The sequence below is a fragment of the Shewanella sp. P1-14-1 genome (genome assembly GCF_001401775.1).
Taxonomy (GTDB): Bacteria; Pseudomonadota; Gammaproteobacteria; order Enterobacterales; family Shewanellaceae; genus Shewanella; species Shewanella japonica.
This window is the reverse complement of the sequence record NZ_LKTL01000009.1, coordinates 142,784-164,783: the sequence shown is the minus strand read 5'-3', so window position 1 is coordinate 164,783 and position 22,000 is coordinate 142,784. Positions and strand designations below refer to the sequence as shown.

Sequence of the window (22,000 nt, the reverse complement as noted above, 5' to 3'; positions counted from 1 at the left end):
GCGTGTACACCATGCTATTGCGTGGTTTGCCGTGTCAGTGGATGCGCATTATAGGGAGATTATGAAACCGTGCAAGGGCTTTTTGCAAATATTCAGATCGAATGAGGATCTTTTGTGCAGATCGTTTTATTTTTAACTATTATGACCGTTTTTATAGCAGTTTTATTCTATTTCCCTGACTTGTTATGAACTAATTATGGTGTTTTAAGGTCATTTTTTCGTCAGAGTATGGTGAAAGCGCAAATAATTCATTACCATAGCTATGCTTTTTAACAGTTATTTATCATTTTTCATTTTTATTAGAGATAAACTTATGCAGAAGTCATTTGTTATTACCTTAGTTACAGCGCTCATTGGCGCAGTTATCATTTATGCTCTATCTAGTAATGTTCAACTTGTTATATCTTTTATTGCAGGTGCAATGTTAGCTAGTCTTATTTTTACTTTCGTTCCTACTTCAACCGCAGCGGCTTCAAATGAGCCTTATGTTGGCCCAACTATGACACTGTATGTGGGTAACTTGCCATACCGTGTACATGAAGGTGAAGTGAAGAGTCTTTTCGGGGAGTATGGTCCTGTCAATTCAGTACGTTTAGTGAGAGATAGAAAAACAGGTCGCCGTAAAGGTTTTGGTTTCGTTGAGATGTCAGAAGCCGGTGCTAAAAAGGCGATGAACAAACTAAATGATTACAGTTTCCAAGAACGTACTTTAAAAGTAAGAGAAGCTAAATCACAAGAATCAGATCCAGCGGATCAAAATAAAGATTAGTTATATCGTTAGCTGGCTATGGAAAGACACTCAAGTTGTGTAAAGCCATAGTCAGTTAATGTCTGTTTTAGCCCATCCCCAATCTCAGCTGTATACCCAGCTTTTAAAATCACATCACAATTCTGACTCTTACTTTGACTACCTATCAAAAACAACACTCGTGTAGCAATCGCACTACCTGAATCAAGTAGTAATATATTAGCACCTAAAACTTGTGCTATTTCTTGGCGTAAAAACGGAAAATGAGTGCAACCCAACACCACGGTATCAATAGATGAGTTTTGAATAGGTTGTAAAATCTGTTCAATTTTCTTTATATCAACACATTTTCGTCCCGCTTTGTCTTCTGCTATTAGTACTAATTCAGAAGAGCCAATTAAATCTACTTGGCAACCACCCGCAAATTCAGTGATCAATTCTTGGGTATAGGCTCTATTGACAGTGCCTGGTGTAGCAAGCAATGCAATATGCTGGCTTATGGTTTGTTGTGCTGCTGGTTTTATTGCTGGCACGACACCAACAACTGGAATGCTAAGTTGTTTTCTTAGTTCAGGTAACACTAAGGTACTTGCACTATTACAGGCCACAACAACTATCGAAGCGTTTAACTGTTTTGCTTGTGTAACAACTAACTTAACGCAGCCATCAATTAACTCTTGTTCACTTAAATCTCCATATGGCAAACGCGCATTATCAAATAAGTAATAGATATCATGCTGAGACAATTTTTTATGAACATGTTCAAACACGGATAAGCCACCTATGCCTGAATCGAAAATGAGTATGGGACCGCCCAAGTTAATCTCCATTGAATGGGGTTAATAAGTGAAATTCATCGATTTCTGTTGTTAATATTCTAAGACTTCGCCGTTCTACTGGACATCAGCGGTGTGTAGTATAATATTTGCGCCCTTATTTTACAGCATATGGTGGAACAAAATGAATTTAGCAGCAATGGATCCTAAGAACTATGATGCGCAACTCGAACAAAAACGTGTCAAGCTTGAAGCTGCCTTTGCTGAGTTTACTCCGCCAAGTTTAGAAGTTTTTGGTTCTGAGCCAGCTCACTACCGTATGCGAGCGGAATTTCGAGTCTGGCATGATGGTGACGACTTATACTATTACATGTTTGACAAAGCATTGAATGAAAAAGTTCGTTGCGAGCAATACTTACCTGCTGGAGCGCTTATCAATGAGATGATGACAGCATTGATGGAAGAACTTCGTCCAAACCATGCACTTCGCTTTAAATTATTCCAAGTGGATTTTTTATCTACTCTTAGTGGCGAGATCTTAGTCTCACTTCTTTATCATCGTCAATTGAATGATGAATGGCGAGAAGAAGCTGAACTCATGAAGCAACGTCTATCTAAAAAGTTCAATGTGAATTTTATCGGTCGTGCCCGCAAACAAAAAATTGATTTAGATAAAGATTTCGTGGTTGAGTCCTTAACTGTCAATGGTAAAGAATTACAGTATAAACAAATTGAAAATAGCTTTACTCAACCTAATGCTAAAGTGTCAGTTAAAATGCTTGAATGGGCTATTTCAACGACTCAAAATAGCACGGGTGATTTATTAGAGCTTTATTGTGGTAATGGCAATTTTTCAATTGCTTTAGCGCAAAACTTTGAACGTGTATTAGCAACTGAGCTAGCAAAGCCTTCCGTGGACGCTGCGCAATATAACATTGCTATTAATGAAGTCGATAATCTTCAAATTATCAGAATGTCAGCCGAAGATTTTAGTGATGCAATGGCTAAAAAACGTCGCTATCGTCGTTTAGAAGGTATCGATTTAGACAGTTATAACTGTAATACCATATTTGTTGACCCACCGCGTGCAGGTATTGACGACAATACGCTTAGCTTAATGCAAAACTATGACCGAATTTTGTATATTTCGTGCAACCCTGACACGTTGAAAGCAAACTTAACCAAACTGAGTGAAACACATAAAATCACTCGATTTGCACTGTTCGACCAATTCCCATATACCGATCATATGGAATCAGGTGTACTTTTAGAGCGTAAATAATCACACTGCAATAAAAAGGCGATGCTATGTAAACAGCATCGCCTTTTTATTGCCTAATAGCTTAATTTATTTAGTTTCTACTTTATGCTGTAGCGCTTCAGCACCTTTAGCAACCATGCGTAATTGTAAAACCAAATGATCCGCTAATACTTTTCTATCAGCTCGTTTCATATCTAATGCCGATGCGCCAGCATTAAACACTAAGGTCACTAAGGCTTCAGCTTGAACTCTCGCTAACATAGGTGTTCTACCAGCGGTAGCTTCAGTGTAATGAGACAACTCCGAAATAAAGTGCTCAATCTCTCTCGCAACAGCAGCACGAAATGCCGCAGAAGTCCCTGAACGTTCATGCAGAAGAATACGAAAAACATTGGGATTTGATTCTAGCACTTCAATGAAAGTATCAACTGATATACGAATAACACTGCCACCTGCTTCGGCACGCTGGCGACCTTTACGCATCATTTGTCGCAATGTCAGACCACCTTCATCGACCATGGTTAAACCGAGTTCATTCATGTCTTTAAAGTGACGATAAAAAGAAGTTGGCGCTATGCCAGCCTCTCTTGCAACCTCACGTAAACTTAAGCTTGAAAAGCTACGCTCAGCACTGAGTTGATTAAAAGCGGCATCTACCAATGCACGACGGGTTTTTTCTTTCTGTAATGCTCTTACACCCATGTAAAGATCCATTTAGTAAATGATAGTGCACAGATAATACCGTTTTTAACAAAGAAACACAGCCCCATAAGGGTTGACCATATATTGAGGGTAAGTTAAATTAGCGTACAACTGTACGCCCAATAAGATTTTTGGATTATCTTAATGAAAAAACCACCGATTATTTGGTTAAACACATCACTATTTGCACTCACGCTATTAGGCGCTATTACTTTGGTTCCATGGCGTGGCATGACCCATGGATTTGAGGCCATCGAATGGATAGCATTTGTCGTGCTTGCTTTTGCAAGTGGCTTATCGATTACTGCGGGGTATCATCGCCTTTGGTCCCATAAAGCTTATAAAGCACATCCTGTCATGCGATTCTTATTTGCATTGGGCGGAGCTCTTGCACTACAAAATAGTGCGCTGCATTGGTCTTCTGACCATCGAGTTCATCATAAGCACGTCGATAACAACGATAAAGATCCTTACTCTGCTAAAAAGGGGTTTTGGTACAGCCATATTGGTTGGATGCTACGCGAGTACCAAGCTAGTCGCTACCATGACTACAACAATGTTCGTGATTTACAAAAAGATGCCATTGTTATGTGGCAGCACAAACATTACTTATCATTGGTTGTCATAATGAATATTGGCCTGCCTGCATTTTTAGGCTGGTTAAATGGTGACATTATTTCAATGGTATTAATGGCAGGATTACTTCGCTTGGTTGTCGTACATCACTGTACTTTCTTTATTAACTCACTGGCTCACATTTGGGGCAGTCAGCCATATACCAATAAAAATACGGCTCGAGATAATGGTGTTATCGCATTATTAACCTATGGCGAGGGTTATCATAACTTCCATCATATTTTCGAAAATGATTACCGCAATGGCATTAAATGGTGGCATTACGACCCAACAAAATGGCTCATTAAGTCGATGCAATGGGTTGGCCTTGCAAGTGATTTAAGAATGGTTCCTCAAGAACGAATAGAGAGTGCCAAGTTACAAATGCAATTACTTAGAGCACAGGACAAAGTGGCGCATTTACCTAACTGTGACGAGATCATTGCTAATTTCCAAGCTGAATATGAACTCATGAAGCAGCACTTGATGGAATACTATCAAGCTAAAAAGAGTTTACTAGAAGCCAAGCGCAAAGAATTGAGCGTCCAGCAGCTAAATCTGCAAGTTGAAGAGTTAAAAGCACGCCTGTTAGCTCAAAAGAAAAACTGGAAAAGCTTAACCGCTGCATATTAACGTTAGTAATTATCAATATTGTGAAACGGCTACCTTACTCGGTAGCCGTTTTTTGTTTCGCCAGAATGAATGTCACAACACACATTCAGCACTCTGCCATGAGCATATACATTATCGGGTCATTGACCCTTTATGACTTGCGCTCAAACAACTCACTTACCTGCTGATGCAAACCATGGCGACCTAATTCAACACCATTTACAGTCTCACCAATGTTGACTTCAACTCTTGACCAGAAACGCTTTGGTCTCGTCGTTAAAGCATGACCACCTTTATGGCTAAAGTATGATCCCCATAAGCCTTTTAACGCCATTGGTGTGACGGATACAGGGTCGGCAGCTAGGATTCTTTCAATACCAGGTCTAAACTCAGCAATATCGCCATCGGCGGATAATCGACCTTCAGGAAAAATACACACAAGCTCTTCGTTATTCAGCGCTTGATGAATGTGTTCAAATGCCTGCTCATAGGTCTTTTCACATTGTTTTGGCGAACAAATCGGAATAACACCAGCATGACGGAACAAATACTTTAAAAGTGGTATTTCACTAATAGACTTATCCATAACAAAACGCATCGGTCGCGTTGAAGATCCCATAATAATCAGTGCATCAACGTAACTCACATGGTTACACACAATAACACCTGCTCCCTGAGCTGGAATATGTTCACGGCCTGTTACGTTAACTCGGTACATGACATGGCTAAGAATATAGCTCACGAAGCGTTGAGCAAACTCAGGCACCTGTGAATAAACATACAAAGCCACCACAGTATTCAAGGCTGCAAGTAATAAGAATAACTGTGGAATGCTCCATTCTAGGAGCCCAAGCAATACGATGGATAACACCGCTGCAGTTACCATGAAAAAGGCATTAACAATATTATTTGCCGCTATAGCTTGTGCGCACTCGCCTTTTTCTGCTCTAGACTGAATAAAGGCATATAACGGAACAATGAACAGCCCACCACTTAGGCCCACCATAAATAAGTCAGCCATGACTCTATAATGCTGGGATGCAGCAATAAAAGTACTAAAGCTATACACGGTACTCAAATCAACCGGCGCTGGCGGTATAGCAAAAATTAAATCCACACCAAATACCGTTAACCCCAACACGCCAAATGGAATGACGCCCAATTCAACATGACTATAAGAAACTCGCTCACAAATCCACGAGCCTACCGCAATGCCAATTGAAAATAACGCCAGTAATAGCGATACCACTGTCGCATCTGCATGAAGGTGTAATTTGGCAAAATTAGGAAACTGAGTCAGATAAGTTGCACCTAAAAACCAAAACCAACTGATGGCCAAAATTGCCATCCAAATACTTGGGGTTTGACGCACTTTAGCAATACTGCGCCAAGTACCAGAAAGTGGCGTAAAGCGAATTTTTTCAATCTTGCCTTGAGGTGGTAAAGCTGGAATTGCTCGACTTGATAGATAACCAATTGCAGCAAGAGTGACAACGGTTGCAGAAGCGGCTACTAAGCTATTATCACTCGCAACAATTAACCCTGCAGATAACGTCCCCACAAGAATTGAAATAAATGTCCCCATCTCAACCCAAGCATTACCAGTAACAAGTTCATTTTCTTTTAGCGTTTGTGGCAATAAAGAATATTTAACAGGGCCAAAATACGCAGACTGCGTGCCCATTAAAAACAGGAGTAATAACATCACCAAATAGCTTTGAGACAGAATAGCGACCGCAGCACATGACATGATAATAAACTCAATCAACTTTAATCGTCGTATGAGCATGGCTTTATCAACATTATCAGCCACCATACCTGCGTGGGCTGAAAACAAAAAGAAAGGTAAGATAAAAACACCCGCCGCCAGATTTACAAACATATTAACGCTAATGGGTAATTCGTTAACTTGGCTATAAGTCACCAATAGCAACAGCACATTTTTATAAATGTTGTCATTCAGTGCCCCAAGACACTGAGTAACAAAATAGGGAAAGAATCGTCTAGAGATTAACATGCTGCATCCTTGTTTTTTGTCATTCCTAAAATGTAGCCTTGTACATGACTACTGAGCATTGCTGGTATTTCGGTTTCAGTGGTAAATAACTTTTCATCAATCGCTAAGCAAGTTAATCCATGAATCCCCCCCCATAACACTCGGCTCATTAATGTAATTTGTTGTTCTGACGCCTGTGCAAAAACATGTTTTAACTGCTGCGAAATCAATCCAAATAATGAATCAATAGCGTGCTGATGACTAGATGACAATGACACATTGTCTGGCGCTGAAATTTCAAACACGAGCTTAAAGCCAGCCTTATGTTCAAAAGCAAATTGGCAATATCCATGTGCCATGGCTTCTATGATATTGATAGGTTCATCTTGAGAGCAGTCAACATTAAGATCGGCTAGGTGTTGGTATAAGTTCACCAAAACTCGCTCAGAAACACGTAAGAGTAATTGTTGATATGACCCATAGATATTAATTAAGGTACTAGGTGCATAGCCTATTTGACTGGCCACTTTGCGAAGTGACAAACCATCAAGCGAAGCTGCTTGTAAGTATTCCATGACTGCAACTATGGCCATCTCATTAATTTCTTCATGAGTATGTTCCTTCCTTCGCGCCATCATAATCCCTATTGTAATTAACTAATGTGGTTAAACTAACAACAAACAAAATAAAAAACAATGTTCATAATAATTTTTTATTCATTCAATAATCATAATGAGGCTTGTTCAGACACAAAAAAGCCCTCAATAGAGGGCTTAAGGCATAGTTGAATGCAAAAATTATTTAGTGAGAATATCATCCCAAGCTAAACTTGGACTGCCAACAACGATAAAGTTAGGGTTTTCGAGCGTTTCTCGTTCGTTATAACTCATTGGCTGTAAATTGATATCCATTAACGCGCCGCCAGCTTCTTCAAGAATAATTTGCGCAGCACCAGTATCCCACTCACCTGTTGGGCCTAGGCGTACATAACAATCGGCACGTCCTTCAGCAACAAGGCAACTCTTTAACGCTGCGCCACCAAGGACCACTAACTCACAACTATTAGGATGACTTAATAATTTAAGCACTGACTGCGGATCTTGACGACGACTCACTGCAAGTTTCAAACCTGACTGTTCAATGTCACCAATTTGTCTGCTCATGATGCGAACTTCATTCTTAGTATCACGCTTATACGCCCCAAGCCCAGCAATGGCGTAATAACAAACGTTTGTCATCGGCACATAAACAATCCCCATAACAGGGCGATTATGTTCAACGAGTGCGATAATAACGGAAAAATCACCGCTGCCGGCGATAAATTCACCAGTACCGTCTAAAGGATCAACCAACCAATAACGCTGCCATTCAGCACGTTCTTCAAATGGAATATCGGCAGCTTCTTCACTCAAAATGGGAATATCTGGGGTTAATGCTGCGAGGCCGGCACAAATGATTTCATTTGCCGCTAAATCAGCTGAAGTAACAGGCGTATTGTCTGACTTAATTTCTCTGTCAAAGTCACCTTTGACATAAATATCTCGAATTTTTTGCCCTGCTTCAGTGGCAATTTTGATGACTTGTTCAATTACTTCTTCTGGCTTCATACCCACTCCAATCGCCAAATAATACGCTGAATACTGTCAAGTTAGTCCAACTTAGGCTTTTTTAGTAGCTTTCATCGGCTAATATTTTGTTTTTATTTTAATTAATAACCGCTATTTTGCTAAAAACTGCTGTGCAAGAAATAATGCACTGACACTTCGTGATTCAGAAAAGTCAGCATCTTCAAGCAAGGTTTGCCAATCTTCTAAAGGATATGGAATGACCTCTATTGGTTCAGGCTCATCACCTTCAAGGCGACTTTCATATAAGTCTTCTGCAATAAAAATCTGCATTTTACTGGCAAAGTAGCCAGGCGCTAAACTGAGTTCTTTTAATAAAGTCAGTTTGTTACTGGCAAAACCGATTTCCTCTTGTAGCTCTCGGTTAGCAGCTTCAGCGGCCTCTTCTCCAGGATCAATTAAGCCTTTAGGGAAACCCAGTTCATAATTATCGGTACCTGCGGCATATTCTTTGGCTAACAATAATTGACCTTGATGCACAGGGACAATCATTACTGCACCACGGCTACCGCCACTCATTCTTTCATATTGACGCTCTACGCCATTAGAAAACTTTAAGTGCAGCTGCTCAATTTGAAATAGACGACTTTTTGCTACTATTTCACGATGAAGGATGTCAGGCTTTTTATGCCGAGTTGTCATTCAAACCTCATATATGACGAATTTAGATAGACAAGTTACAATCTTACTACCCTAGCTATATTCTACAACTGGAATTTTCATGTTTCCTTGGCATAAGATAGACACAGTTTTACTCGATATGGATGGCACCCTACTCGATTTACACTTTGATAATCACTTTTGGTTATCTTTAGTGCCACAACAATTGAGCCAACAGCGGCAGATATCAGTAACTCAAGCGCAACAATTAGTCGAGCAATCTTACCAAAAGGTAGAAGGAACATTAGATTGGTATTGCATTGATTATTGGCAAGAAAAGCTTGGTTTGGATATTTTAACTTTGCATTATTCCTTGGCAGAGCGAATTCAAATGCGTCAAGACAGTATGCCCTTTCTTAATGCACTAAAAACAGCAGGGAAACAGCGGATATTAATGACAAATGCTCATCCCAAAAGCTTAGCATTAAAACTTGAACATACTGAACTTGCACACGGACTTGATGCAACTTTTTCAAGCCACGAAACAGGCTACCCTAAAGAGCACCCTAATTTTTGGGAGCATGCAATTCGTCAATTCAGTCTTAATCCAAGCCGTTGTTTATTTGTTGATGATAATGAGCACATTTTAGAAGCGTCGAAAAAAGCGGGAATTGGATATCAACTTGGTATATCCAACCCTGACAGCCAAAAACCTCATAAAGACTTTATCGACTTCCCTGCCATTCATGATTACCAAATGCTGCATCAGGATCTGCTCGACGCGTAGATTACTTTTGGAATGAAAAACAGAAAAGGCATGTGATTAACATGCCTTTTTTATTGAAGCTGCCAGTCTACATACCTGGAATTACGCCGTTATAATTAATCGGGTAATATCCTTGGCTATCTTGCTTACCTAGGAAGGATAATGCTTGAGTAAGATCTTCTGGTTGTTCTGGTGTTGGTTTAATTTTAGCGCTGACAGAAAAGCGATTACTTTCACCTAAACTTGCAATCCCTTCAATACCCATTTGGTTCATTGTGTCATCAGTATTTAACTGCACCATGCCATCAATACACTTCAACCCTAATGCAATGTTACCTAATGGATACTCTCCAAACTGGTTTTTTACATCAATACGATTTAAAAATAACTTACCTGACAGCTGTTCACACCATGGCTCACCTTGCTCAAGACGTTCAACAATCAAGCTAACATCACCATTCACTTTCGTTCTGAATGGCAGACGGCTATTACCTAACAAAAATGAATTTGGCGCTTCAAAACGTAAGTTTTCAGCTGATATACCTGATAACGACCAAGTGATATCCCCTTGTCCACTGACTGCTGTCGCACGATTACCAATGTTGACATCAAGGTTCACTTGGCCAATAAACAATGCCCATGGGTTCATGTCCCAGCTCACTTGTTCAATGATGCGACGATCAATAGATACCAGCTCAGCATGACCTTGCCATAACGTGCCTGATACACCACTCACTTTTATGTTATTAGGTAACGGCGCAATGCCTACTACCCAATTAGCAGGAATGTAAGCCACCATAAAGGCGAGATAAATAACAACGCCTATTACTATTTTTTTAATCAAACTCACTACAATACCTGCTTACTTAGACAGCTGAATACGACGTACTTTGACAAAACCGGCCACATCAGACTCTGATAAATCCACACTTTCAAGGGTTAAGCCTTTTTGTTCAACCAGCTCATGTAAATAATTCAATAAGCTGTCAAAAGGCACATCATCCATCCACAACTGGATTTTATCACCCTGAGGCTGCATTCGTGTGATTTCTAACTTATATTGACCCGCAAGTTGATTGACCACAGAACTGAGGCTGCCAGTTGACGTTGGTTTCGAGCCTGATTGCTTCAAACCTGCGATTTTATTAGCCGTTTGTTTGACATAGTTGAGTGTTTGTAATTCTGATTGGTGCCTCATTTCAGCATTTTCAGCAGCTGAAGAAATCGGGCTCCAAATTCCCCAATATAAGATACCAATAATGACAAACACACCACAGCTGGCGACAAGCTGCTGTTCTCTGAGGGCTAAGCCTTTCCACCAAGCTTGCAAATTTTCCATCTTATTTGCCCCTCAATGTTAGGGTTGTATTCACTTCGTCTTCACCGCTATTGATTGCACCCATATCAAGGTCATATCGTGTTTCAACTAACTCTTTAAACTTATCGACTTGGTCATAAGTTTTGGCCGTCACTTGCATACGCAGTTCATTACGGTTGGCATCAAAACGTAAAGAATTTGGTTTTAAATCCGGTACCTTTTCAAAAGCATCTTTTAAGCCATCAAGCATTTCAAAAAATGCCGCTCCACCACCCTGACCTTGCATACTGCGTAACTGAGAATCCATTTGCGAGCGGATATTAACAATACGATTAATGCCTGGACTGACTCTTTTAAAAATCGCTTCACTTTGTTGCTTAACTTCAGCAGTTTGCGCTTCTAGCTGATAAATCGTTAAGCCTTTATTGACCAGAGATAAAACGATCGCTATCGCCATAATGATGGCGACATTACGCCATAACATTAAATGTTTACTGTATTCACGCTTTGGCTGATAAATGCCACTGAGTAAATTGATCGGCGCTTGGATAATGCCTTTAGCCAAAACCATCATAGGTAAATCTAAGGGTTTAGGCTCAACTTCCGCTCCCATAAAGACTAAATCTTCGCTGTAAGCTGCAATATTGAGGGGAGCTTGATCTTCTTGCTGTTCAGGCATCAGTTGAGGTAATGCAAAATCTAACCATGTTTTAGGCAGACTAACACCGCTTCCTTCACCCGTGCGTAATAACAGTTCATCACCCATATCCAGTGCCGCCCAGCGACACTGTTCTAATGGTAATGCTAAACAATCAGGTACGATACGTTTTACCTTCATACCGGCATCAAGCAGCCAAGATAACCAATCTTGCATTTGCTCATGGGCAACTGCAACCACGTTCAGCTGCTCACCATCACGTGGCCCAACGACAAAGTGCATATCTTCAACATCAGATGCAATCGTTTCTTCTAGCATAAAAGGCAATGCTTTCAATGATTGGCGCTGGTTTTTCTCAGGTAATTCAATTTGAGTCAATGTCATGCTTGACGCTGGCACTAATACATCAACAGGGCGATTTCCAGCACGCTCAGTTAAACTTGATAGGCTTGCTGCATCACTTAACTCGCCAGAGGCGATAATTTCTTGCTCCTGCTCTGACCAAACTAGCCAAGAACATGGGCTTTCTGATGTTTTACCTAATCGGATAAAAAGCCGTTCAGACACTGTTACTCTCCACTGGCTGCAAGGGTTTCAAAAAACTGTGCAGCGGGTTGTTTCTCTTATTCATTACTGTTGCCCACCATACTGGCGAGTCAACACGTCAAATTTATCACCGCTTCGCTGTAGCACACTGTCCATTCTGAACGTGGCATTATCAACTTTAGCGCCCGCTTTCAGTAAAAAGAAATTACTGTCCACTACAATACTCGACTTCATATTGCTCTCAGTCGCTAAACTAGCAAGCGTATTATTCTCCCAAAACTCTGCAGCAGTTTCGAAACCATCAGCAGGTCTTTGGTTAATCAAGCTTTCGGCATCACTCAATGAAATTTTGTTATCTAACATGCCAACAAGTAATGCGGCTTGTTCTACTTCAATGGTGTTGACATTCAATAACTGTTGGTTGTTACCTGGAATCGCGCAAATATAAGGTAATAACGTGGTATACACTTGCTGGTTATAGCCAATCACCGCCCTTAATTCACTATGATGACTCATCAAAGTATTCGCTGCTCGATACGGGATATTACGCGATTCATAATCCGCATCTTCAGCACCATAAGGCATAGAAACTGTGTCATCATCAATATAATCAACCAAGGTATGAGTCAGCCTTTCTGCACCAAACTCGTCCATCCCCAGTGCGACTAATAACGCTTTATATTGGCTTGCCGCTAAACTGAGCTTGGGCTGACCATTCTCAACTTCTGTCGAAGTCACAGATAACGCATTGATATTGAAACAGGAGCGCATATCCTGAATTTCGCCACCAATTTCACCGTACTCGGCAGGAAAAATAACATCAGCCAGTGCCCAATATTGTTGGCGATGCACAGTGCCATCACTGTCTTCCATATCTTGCTTTAAAATCTTTTTCGCTAACTCTTCTGCAGAAATAGCATACCAATATGCTTGGTCATATTGCGCCAAGTTTAACGTTCGGCGCATAGATAACTGGTTACGGCTGGTGATGTTGGTAGCGATAATCACAACCAATGCCACAATCAACAGTACAACTAATAACGCCACTCCGCGCTGTTTACGAAACCCCGGTAATTGTGACTTCATCATGTGTCGTCACCTTCAGTCTTTTCTCCGGTTTCATCAGTGTCGCTGCTATCGCTATTGTCACCGTTATTGCCACCACTATTACCACCGCTGCCGGTGCTTGAGCTATCTCCACCTTTAGGTAGTAAAAAACGACGTTCAATGGTGCCTAAGCCTTCAATCTCAACTTCCATCGCTATCGCAAGCGGTAAGGTAGAAGCATCAACTTTTCGCTCCCATTTATCACCTACAAAAAATGAATACTCAATGGAAACGACATCTTTCACGATTAAACTTTTTAACGGCTCTGCACCGACCTCTGGCTCTGGGTAAGGATAATACCAACGCTCTAAGCGGCCATCTTGAACAACATAAGCAACAGACTGCAAACTACCACGAGGTAACATGCCATCTGGATTCAACCAACCTAAGCGGAAAAACACTAAGGCTTCAGTTTCAGAATCCAGCATATTATCACCGGTTTGAAATACAGATGTTGTACGCTCACCATCAAAACCACGCTGAGTTCGCGCCACGATTTGGCCTAAGTCTCGCTCAATAATCCCAAACCCTTGTTGCAACGCTTTGAGTCGAACCGAAAACTCTTTGGTCGCTTCATCATTTTTCATCACAGTCGATAGCACAGCATTGGCGGCCAATCCAATCATGGCGAAAATGGCTATTGAGATCAGCATTTCTAATAGGGTAAACCCTAACTGATTATGCTTTTGTGATTTAACCTTCGTTGTGAACATAACTACTCACTTGGGCAACGGTTCGGTTAAACCTATCTTCATCGCTCACTAAAATTCTTATCATACGGAAATTGTCGTCTGTGGTTTTAACCACTTCTTGACGCCAATACCAATCTTTTCCTGCGAGTTCGACTTGGCCATTTTTAGTACCAAGTTCAGGAAATTGCTGAATTAATCTGGCTTCAACCATCTGATTACTCGCAACCCATTGCGCAAGGGTTCTTTCTTCTAATATCGGTAGGTTCGCCATTTGATCACCGATACTTTTAGTGACGGCAACGGCTGCAATCGAAAACACTGCTAACGCAACGATGACTTCGAGTAGCGTCATGCCTTTACAAGTCTTCATCGAAACTTCCTAGCGCTAATCGTCCCATTGAGTCACCGACAACTAAGACTTCAACTTCTTTGCCATTGGCATCATCAGTTAAAAAACTCAATTCAAATGTCGACATTTCACCGCTTGGAAATAACAAAATTTGCGGCTCTGGGTTTTTCTTCTTGTCTTCTTTGCTTTCATCAATGAGTGGCTCATCGAACCATGACTCATCTTCTTCATCGTCTTGTACTAATGGCAAACCGTCCAGTAGCAGGCTCATCATGACACCTTCCTCCATTTGTTGTGGAGCAAGCTGTCTATCACCTGTTAGCGGTTCCCATTTACCGTCTTTGTAATATACAAATTGGTATTCATCTTCTTCTACGACAATCCCTAAAAACTGGCCACTGAGGATGGTTTCTTCAATCACTAACTCAGTGGTTGCTATAAATTGTCGAGCTGTTTTAGTTAACGCCTGCTCTGGTCCTGCTGTGTTCGTCGTCATGGTGACTGCTGCTGCAGTTAAGCCCATCAGCAGTGCAACCAATAACACCTCTAAAAGAGTGAACCCAGCTTGGCGTGTAAACTTCATTGAATTATCTCAAGCTTCCATTACTGGAAGTTTTGTAAATTCCAGTTACCAATATCGTCTTCAGTGCCCACTTGTCCGTCAGGACCTGCACTGAAAATATCGATACGACCATTCTCACCAGGGCTTAGTAGGTAATAATCATTACGCCATGGATCTTGTGGTAAACGCTTTAAATAACCATCTGGACGGTAGTTACGAGGCTCTGGCGAAGACGTTGGCTTTTGCACTAATGCATCTAAACCTTGGTCAGTTGTTGGGTATACACTGTTGTCTAAGCGGTACATATCCAATGCATTTTCTAAAGCTACAATGTCTGAAACTGCTTTTTGTAAATCCGCTTTATCTTTGTTACCCATTAAGTTGGGAACAACCATTGAGGCTAAGATACCCAGAATAACGATTACCACCATCACTTCTAAGAGGGTAAAACCACGTTGTTTACGATTGACTTGCATTGACGACTTCCTCCGATACGCACGACAAAGTGCGTGATAAAAATTACCTTAATAACCTAATCGGTTTAACCACTGATCAAGTTATTTAATTCTAAAATAGGCTGTAAAATAGCCATGACAATAAACAGCACCACTGACGCCATGCTAACAACAAGCATAGGTTCGAATACCCCTAATGCGATGTTCACATTAGATTCAAACTCACTGTCTTGGTTATCAGCAGCACGTTCTAGCATTTGCTCTAACTGACCACTTTTTTCACCCGATGCAATCATATAGAGCATCATAGGCGGGAAAAGTTTAGTATTTGTGAGCGCAGCCCCTAAACTAGTACCTTCACGTACTCTTGCAGTAGCATCATCAACTGCGGCGCGTACTTTCACATTCAATAATACTTCACTGGCAATTCTCATCCCTTCAAGAAGCGGAACAGAACTCGCAGACAAAATACTTAATGTTCGTGCAAAACGAGCGGTATTGATGCCCTTGCTGACCTTACCTATAACTGGCGCTTTTAATAACCAAGTATCAAAGTGCATCCGAAAGTTCGGTTTTTTGAGCATCTGCTTAAACAGTACAAACGCTGCGAATAACAGGCCTAGTACGACTAATCCATATGCTTGCACAAAATCAGAAGCTAAAATTAAGAACTGGGTCGTTCCTGGTAACTCTTGCCCCATATGCTCAAATTGCCCCACAACTTTTGGGACAACGGCTGCTAATAATACGGCAATAACGCCAATCGCAACGACGGTCAATACAATTGGATAAATCATTGCTTGAGTGAGCTTTGACTTTAATTGCTGACGGCGTTCGGTATAATCCGCCAAACGGTTCAATACCACTTCTAAATGGCCTGACTTCTCACCAGATGCCACCATTGCGCGATATAAATCATCAAAAACATGGGGATATTCGGCAAGTGAATCAGCCAAGCTATAGCCTTCAACAACACGAGAACGAACTGCCATCACTAGACTAGCAAGCCTGTCCTTTTCACATTGTTGACCTACTGCTTTTAATGATTCTTCAATCGGCAAACCAGCTGCAACCAGTGTCGCTATTTGGCGTGTAATAAGTGCTAACTCTGCAACTGAAATACCACGTTGGAATAATTTAAAGCCACCCGTTTTAGCTTTTGCTTCTTTCTCTGCAACCGGTTGTAGCTCGATTGGCATCAAGCGCTGTTCACGTAATTGACTACGTGCATGGCGAGCAGTATCAGCTTCAATGACGCCTTTTTGTTGTTTGCCATTGCTATCAAGGGCTTTATATTCAAACGCTGCCATTGATTATTCCTCGCGGGTCACGCGTAAGACTTCTTCAAGCGTTGTCACGCCATCAAGTACTTTACTCATGCCATCATGACGAATACTAGGAATGGTTTGGCGAACATACTTTTCAATGGCCAGTTCACCACGTCCACCATGAATAAGCTCTCGAACATTATCGTCAACAACTAATAATTCATGGATACCAGTACGGCCTCGGTAACCGTTATGACCACAGGCTTTACAACCATTGGCACGATAAATCACTCGAGTATCGTTCGCAGTGACGCCTAATAGCTCACGTTCACGTTCATCTGGCTCATGCTCAATCTTACATTCATTACACAAGGTTCTGATTAGTCGCTGGGCTAATACACCAAGAAGACTTGAAGACACGAGGAAGGGTTCAACACCCATGTCTTGTAAACGCGTAATCGCACCAGAAGCGGTATTGGTATGTAAGGTTGAAATCACTAAGTGACCAGTTAATGACGCTTGAACTGCAATTTGTGCTGTTTCTAAATCACGAATCTCACCAATCATTACAACATCAGGATCTTGACGTAGAATCGCACGTAAACCACGAGCGAATGTCATGTCGGCTTTCATGTTAACTTGCGTTTGCCCAATCCCTTCAAGCTCATACTCAATAGGATCTTCGACAGTCAAAATATTCGTATCTTTTGAGTTAATTTCAGTTAAGCCAGCATACAAGGTGGTACTTTTACCTGAACCAGTAGGGCCTGTAACCAAAATAATTCCGTGAGGCTTACGGATAATGGCATCAAATTGTTCACGAATTGACAGCGTCATACCTAACTGTTTCAAATCGAGATTACCGGTATTTTTATCCAGTAGACGCAATACCACACGCTCGCCATGACTTGACGGCATAGTAGACACACGCACATCAACCGCTCGACCTGCTATACGCAACGAAATACGACCATCTTGAGGAACACGTTTTTCAGCAATATCAAGGCGTGCCATTACTTTGATACGTGATACCAACAGTGACGACAACTTGCGATTTGGCTTTAATACTTCTTTTAACACGCCATCGATACGGAAACGAACGACCAATTGTTTTTCGTACGTCTCAATATGGATATCCGACGCTTCTTCTTTAATCGCTTCTGATAATAATGCGTTAATTAACTTAATAATTGGCGCATCATCATCACCTTCCAATAAGTCTTCTGTTTGCGGCAATTCTTCGGCAAGAGTGAATAAATCCATCTCGTTACCTATATCTTCCATTAATTGCTGCGCTTCAGATGAATTAGCTTGGAAAGTTTGGGTTAACTTTGCTTCGAATTCTTCGACAGGTAATTGACTTAACACTAAGTCTTCACCAGCATAACGGCGTACTTCTAACATCGCAGTCAGCGGCGTTTCACTGGTGTAATACAACTTCAGTGCATCGGCTTCTTTGGCTAATGCCAAGTTAAAGCGATGCGAAAAAGCAAACGGTAAGCGCTCACGACTGGTTGAGTGGAAGACCTCATCATTAAGCTCTTCCGATTCAATACCTAACTCGTTAGATACTTGCGCCAACTGCTCAGTCATTTCTGCTTCACTCATTGGCATCATCTTCTTGTTCTGCATCGACTTCAGTTTCTGCAGGCTGCTGATCTTTGGCTTTACTCTCGCTGATATGCTTTAGCGCTGGGTCGGTTTCACGCATCTTAGTTTCTAAACTCTTCCCTTCTTTGTAACGATTCAGTACTTCGTTAACTTCATCAGGCAAGTACGCTTCTTGATCCCACTCTTCAAGCATCGGCACATCAGTGTTTGGCATTAAATTAACGCCACGTTCTTGTTGTTCAAGTTGCAATGCACGGAAGTAGTTATACTTGCGGCCCGCAATGCCCTCCATGGTAATCCCGTCACGAATAATCGTCGGCTTAATAAATACCATCAGGTTCTTCTTTTTCACGCCACTTGAAGATGATTTAAATAAGTGACCAATGATTGGTAGGTCGCCTAAGAATGGCACTTTTTGCACTGATTCTTGAGTTTCTTCGTTAATCAAACCGCCTAAGACAACAATTTGACCTGAATCAGCCATTACAGTGGTGGTTAATCGACGAGTCGCAAATGTCACATCGACACCTGTTTTACCGTTAATACCTGACACTTCTTGTTCGATGGTTAACTTAACAGACGTTCCTTCGTTAATTTGAGGAACCACTTTTAACTTCACACCCACTTCTTTACGTTCAACCGTTTGGAAAGGGTTACTGTTACCATTACTTGAGTTTTGGCTACCTGTTAAAATCGGGACTTCATCACCAACAATGAACGACGCTTCTTGGTTATCTAGAGTTGTGATAGAAGGTGTAGCAAGTACGTTTGATTTAGTATCACTTGAAACAGCTTGAACTAGTGCCCCGAAGTCACCAGCAGTGATCCCCCATGCCATACCATTCACTTTACCTAATGCTTGTGCCAATAAGGTAATATCACCACGAGTGTCTGGGTTTTCAGTACAGGTACCATTTTCAGTACAAACTGTAGTACCTTCTTCACCTTGAGCCTGCCAAACACCAGCACCGATTTCACCAATAGTTGGACCTAGGTTATTAAACTGAGTACCACCACCGGCTGTGGTTGCCCATTGGACACCAAAACCAACATCATCACCCTCGGCGACTTCTACAATGATAGCTTCAACTAATACTTGAGCACGGCGGATATCAAGTTGATTGACCACACTTTCAATTGTGCGCATTTGATCAGGATCTGCACTGATCACTAATGCGTTAGTATCAAGGTGCGCCATGATATTAATTTCTTTACGACGCTTATTACTGCTTTGACCCGCATCTTGATCAGATTGTAATTGCTCAGCAAATCCTGTTAATACCTCGACTAAATCCTCGGCTTTGGCATAACGTAAATATCTTACTTTCGTATTGCCCGTTGTTGCCTGCTCAGCATCAAGACGACGAATAAGTTCGACAACACGTTGACGACTTTTTTCATCGCCACTAACAACGACAGCATTAGTACGCTCATCAGCAACAACTTTAGGCGCTTGGCCTGGCATTTGTGCTTGATTAGCAGTTGAACGATAAAGGGTATCGATAATTCGAACGATTTCGCCAGCAGAGGCATACTCAAGCGAGACAACTTGAACTTCAGTGTCACCTTGTTTATCAACACGGCGAACAATTTCGACTAACTTGTTGACCACGGCTGCACGACCAGAAATCATTAACACATTTGATGGGTCGTAGTTAACTACATTACCGCCACCCGCATTATCGTTTAACTGACGTAATAGTGGTGCAAGTTGTTTTGCTTCCGTGTTGTAAAGGGCAACAATACGAGTCACCATTTCATCGCCTAAACCAGGCTTACTATCATCAGCGACACGAATTGCGGCCGTTTTAGCATCTTTATCTTTAATGACCTTAATGACGCGGTTTTCCATTTCAACCACAGCATAGCCATAAACTTGCAGAACATTGAGGAAGAATTGATAGTACTGCTCATCATTTAATAAATCATAACTACGCACATTGATTTTGCCACGTACGGTCGGATCCACGATGATAGTTTTATTGAGGTTTTTGCCTACAATATTGATGAATTCTTGAATATCTGTGCCTTTAAAGTTGGCAGCATATTGTTCCGACCAAGCCGCTTGAGAAGCAAGCATTGCAATACCTGCAACAAACCCTGCTAATAACTTGCGTCGAATTCCATAACTCTTCATTATTTTCAATCCTCTACTGCCGATACTATTCAGGCAAACTAAATACTATTTCTACTAACTGCCCATCGCGTTCAACCATAACGCCGATTTCTGTTAATTCTTGTAACTGTGCCATTACTTCTAATGATTGTCCCATGTCGGTCAAATCATAGCCGTTAATGGATTTGGCTAAATCATTGGCTTTAAACCCAGCTGCGGTAAATAAGGTTTTATTCTTACCTGGGTTCAAGCGGTAGCCACTCACTCCGTCAGCTCCACGCACCGGAGAAATAGCTAAATAATCTGTTAATTTTCCTGGGTCTGCTAATAATTCATCACGCGAGTCGCTAATTTGCTGAGCAACTTCAGCATTTTGACGGCGATCAATGCGCTGAACTTCACGATCTTTTTTAGCTTGTTGTAATGATTGGTTTGCCTGGCTTTGTGTGGTGTAGCTTAAGCCGTCTAGCATTAAGGTTTCGTAACGCCCAGCGTTAGTGATAATAATTCGGTCTGCATAGACTTCTTTTAATGAGGCCGATGTGCCTTTAATTTTATCGCCAAGACTATAGGTTTCTTGACTACCTTTCGATTCAATGACAGCAAGGCCATTGGTATCGGAAGTCGATGCAACCACACCAGTTAACAGAATAGACAGATTGGTTTTAGGGGCATCGGTAATTTGTTCGACGGGTGCAGGCTTTTTAGGGCGGCCATCGTCACTGGCATCTTTCTCACCAAATAATGACAACTTCTGAACACTACTTAGCTCCACTCGCTTCGCACTCGCAACGGATGTAGGTGAAGGTTGCCAAGCAACAGCTTGGCTATTAACTGGTATTAATTTCCAAGTAATCTGTGCTGTCAGTAATAGCACAATCACTAATCCCAACCAGAATACAGCGGTGCTTAACGGCTTTTGCGGTATCGCTGAAGCCTTCGTTATAATTTTATCTAATACATCCATATTCGGCTTGGACCCTCTATGCAGGTCGCTGTTCTAATTCTGTTAATTTAGGAAATACTGCATCATGCTAACCTACCCAGCTTATTGCAACAAGCCCGTAGCATATCGATTGGCGAAATTGCACCGAATATGCTACATTTGCGCGCCTAAAAACGCTGTGAGAAACACCGTTATTTGTGCGCTTTCCTACATTTTAAATATTAAAAATGTCAACCTTGTGAACTCATACCACTTTTGGGGGTGTTTAGATGGGCCAAGCTTCATCATCAGCAACATCAGTCAGACTCGATAAATGGCTATGGGCGGCGCGCTTTTATAAAACACGCTCGCTTGCAAAAGAGATGATCAATGGTGGAAAAGTACACTATAACGGTCAACGTACAAAATCCAGCAAGCAAGCTGAAGTCGGTGCCAAGATTCGTTTACGACAAGGCCACGACGATAAGGAAATAATTATTGCTCAATTGTCAGAACATCGACAAGGAGCGGCTATAGCACAGACGCTATATGAAGAAACAGCCGAAAGCATTAGTAAAAGAGAATTTAATGCCGAAGCCAGACGCTTAAATATTTTGAATAATCCTGCACCAGAAACCAAGCCGGATAAAAAACAGCGTCGTCAACTTATTCGCTTTAAAGATCTATAAAGA

Annotated in this window: 23 protein-coding genes; 5 read left to right on the top strand and 18 right to left on the bottom strand. The window is 41.4% G+C overall.

What is annotated here, in order from left to right:
- Nucleotides 1–313 precede the first annotated feature (313 nt).
- Nucleotides 314–769, top strand: a complete 456-nt coding sequence (locus AN944_RS08725; protein WP_055024226.1) for an RNA-binding protein — start codon at nt 314–316, stop codon at nt 767–769.
- A gap of 8 nt (nt 770–777) precedes the next feature.
- On the opposite strand, the gene murI is transcribed toward AN944_RS08725, so the two are convergent.
- The gene (murI, locus tag AN944_RS08720; RefSeq protein WP_144430165.1) at nt 778–1,566 is read right to left on the bottom strand and encodes a glutamate racemase; all 789 of its coding nucleotides are present in this window, start codon (nt 1,564–1,566) and stop codon (nt 778–780) included.
- Between the two features lie 142 nt (nt 1,567–1,708).
- Here murI and trmA point away from each other — a divergent pair, with 142 nt between their 5' ends.
- A complete protein-coding gene (trmA, locus tag AN944_RS08715) occupies nt 1,709–2,806 on the top strand; it encodes a tRNA (uridine(54)-C5)-methyltransferase TrmA (RefSeq protein ID WP_055024215.1) in 1,098 nt (365 codons plus the stop codon).
- 66 nt (nt 2,807–2,872) lie between these two features.
- Here trmA and fabR read toward each other — a convergent pair whose 3' ends face one another.
- Entirely contained in the window at nt 2,873–3,487 is a 615-nt protein-coding gene (gene fabR, locus AN944_RS08710; RefSeq protein WP_055024214.1) for an HTH-type transcriptional repressor FabR, read from the bottom strand.
- Nucleotides 3,488–3,631: 144 nt separating this feature from the next.
- Between fabR and AN944_RS08705 the strand changes: the two genes are divergently transcribed.
- Complete coding sequence (locus AN944_RS08705; RefSeq protein ID WP_055024213.1) at nt 3,632–4,735, top strand: fatty acid desaturase; 1,104 nt, start codon at nt 3,632–3,634, stop codon at nt 4,733–4,735.
- A 130-nt stretch (nt 4,736–4,865) separates the two neighbouring features.
- On the opposite strand, the gene AN944_RS08700 is transcribed toward AN944_RS08705, so the two are convergent.
- The 4 genes from AN944_RS08700 to nudE all read right to left on the bottom strand — a co-directional run bounded on the left by AN944_RS08700 (nt 4,866) and on the right by nudE (nt 8,977).
- Nucleotides 4,866–6,731 (bottom strand): MFS transporter, encoded by a 1,866-nt coding sequence (locus AN944_RS08700; protein ID WP_055024212.1) that lies wholly within the window; start codon nt 6,729–6,731, stop codon nt 4,866–4,868.
- Nucleotides 6,725–7,345: a TetR/AcrR family transcriptional regulator gene (locus AN944_RS08695; protein WP_055024211.1), complete on the bottom strand. Its 621-nt coding sequence runs from the start codon at nt 7,343–7,345 to the stop codon at nt 6,725–6,727. Before AN944_RS08695 ends, AN944_RS08700 begins: the two co-directional genes overlap by 7 nt.
- Before the next feature lie 162 nt (nt 7,346–7,507).
- Entirely contained in the window at nt 7,508–8,317 is an 810-nt protein-coding gene (gene cysQ, locus AN944_RS08690) for a 3'(2'),5'-bisphosphate nucleotidase CysQ (RefSeq protein WP_055024210.1), read from the bottom strand.
- Between the two features lie 111 nt (nt 8,318–8,428).
- Complete coding sequence (nudE, locus tag AN944_RS08685) at nt 8,429–8,977, bottom strand: ADP compounds hydrolase NudE (RefSeq protein ID WP_055024209.1); 549 nt, start codon at nt 8,975–8,977, stop codon at nt 8,429–8,431.
- A gap of 79 nt (nt 8,978–9,056) precedes the next feature.
- Between nudE and yrfG the strand changes: the two genes are divergently transcribed.
- Nucleotides 9,057–9,722, top strand: coding sequence for a GMP/IMP nucleotidase (yrfG, locus tag AN944_RS08680; RefSeq protein WP_055024208.1), 666 nt, complete (start codon nt 9,057–9,059; stop codon nt 9,720–9,722).
- 67 nt (nt 9,723–9,789) lie between these two features.
- Here the strand turns inward: yrfG and AN944_RS08675 are convergent, their stop codons facing one another.
- The 12 genes from AN944_RS08675 to gspC form a co-directional block, all read right to left on the bottom strand.
- Nucleotides 9,790–10,551: a type II secretion system protein N gene (locus tag AN944_RS08675; protein WP_055024207.1), complete on the bottom strand. Its 762-nt coding sequence runs from the start codon at nt 10,549–10,551 to the stop codon at nt 9,790–9,792.
- Between the two features lie 12 nt (nt 10,552–10,563).
- On the bottom strand, nt 10,564–11,040 hold the full coding sequence (locus AN944_RS08670; protein ID WP_055024206.1) for a type II secretion system protein M: 477 nt from the start codon (nt 11,038–11,040) through the stop codon (nt 10,564–10,566).
- A 1-nt stretch (nt 11,041) separates the two neighbouring features.
- Nucleotides 11,042–12,244, bottom strand: a complete 1,203-nt coding sequence (gene gspL / locus AN944_RS08665) for a type II secretion system protein GspL (RefSeq protein WP_055024205.1) — start codon at nt 12,242–12,244, stop codon at nt 11,042–11,044.
- A 63-nt stretch (nt 12,245–12,307) separates the two neighbouring features.
- Nucleotides 12,308–13,309 (bottom strand): type II secretion system minor pseudopilin GspK, encoded by a 1,002-nt coding sequence (gspK, locus tag AN944_RS08660; protein WP_055024225.1) that lies wholly within the window; start codon nt 13,307–13,309, stop codon nt 12,308–12,310.
- Nucleotides 13,309–14,043, bottom strand: coding sequence for a type II secretion system minor pseudopilin GspJ (gene gspJ, locus AN944_RS08655; protein WP_055024204.1), 735 nt, complete (start codon nt 14,041–14,043; stop codon nt 13,309–13,311). Before gspJ ends, gspK begins: the two co-directional genes overlap by 1 nt.
- Complete coding sequence (gene gspI / locus AN944_RS08650; RefSeq protein WP_055024203.1) at nt 14,024–14,392, bottom strand: type II secretion system minor pseudopilin GspI; 369 nt, start codon at nt 14,390–14,392, stop codon at nt 14,024–14,026. The genes gspJ and gspI overlap by 20 nt, the downstream gene beginning before the upstream one ends.
- Nucleotides 14,379–14,954 (bottom strand): type II secretion system minor pseudopilin GspH, encoded by a 576-nt coding sequence (gene gspH, locus AN944_RS08645; protein WP_055024202.1) that lies wholly within the window; start codon nt 14,952–14,954, stop codon nt 14,379–14,381. The genes gspI and gspH overlap by 14 nt, the downstream gene beginning before the upstream one ends.
- A gap of 20 nt (nt 14,955–14,974) precedes the next feature.
- Nucleotides 14,975–15,409: a type II secretion system major pseudopilin GspG gene (gene gspG / locus AN944_RS08640; RefSeq protein WP_055024201.1), complete on the bottom strand. Its 435-nt coding sequence runs from the start codon at nt 15,407–15,409 to the stop codon at nt 14,975–14,977.
- A 65-nt stretch (nt 15,410–15,474) separates the two neighbouring features.
- Nucleotides 15,475–16,698, bottom strand: a complete 1,224-nt coding sequence (gene gspF / locus AN944_RS08635; protein ID WP_055024200.1) for a type II secretion system inner membrane protein GspF — start codon at nt 16,696–16,698, stop codon at nt 15,475–15,477.
- A 3-nt stretch (nt 16,699–16,701) separates the two neighbouring features.
- The gene (gene gspE / locus AN944_RS08630) at nt 16,702–18,249 is read right to left on the bottom strand and encodes a type II secretion system ATPase GspE (RefSeq protein ID WP_174567627.1); all 1,548 of its coding nucleotides are present in this window, start codon (nt 18,247–18,249) and stop codon (nt 16,702–16,704) included.
- 7 nt (nt 18,250–18,256) lie between these two features.
- Nucleotides 18,257–20,404 (bottom strand): type II secretion system secretin GspD, encoded by a 2,148-nt coding sequence (gene gspD, locus AN944_RS08625; protein ID WP_055024198.1) that lies wholly within the window; start codon nt 20,402–20,404, stop codon nt 18,257–18,259.
- A 25-nt stretch (nt 20,405–20,429) separates the two neighbouring features.
- Entirely contained in the window at nt 20,430–21,350 is a 921-nt protein-coding gene (gspC, locus tag AN944_RS08620; RefSeq protein WP_055024197.1) for a type II secretion system protein GspC, read from the bottom strand.
- Nucleotides 21,351–21,598: 248 nt separating this feature from the next.
- Here gspC and hslR point away from each other — a divergent pair, with 248 nt between their 5' ends.
- Complete coding sequence (gene hslR / locus AN944_RS08615) at nt 21,599–21,997, top strand: ribosome-associated heat shock protein Hsp15 (RefSeq protein WP_055024196.1); 399 nt, start codon at nt 21,599–21,601, stop codon at nt 21,995–21,997.
- Nucleotides 21,998–22,000 lie beyond the last annotated feature (3 nt).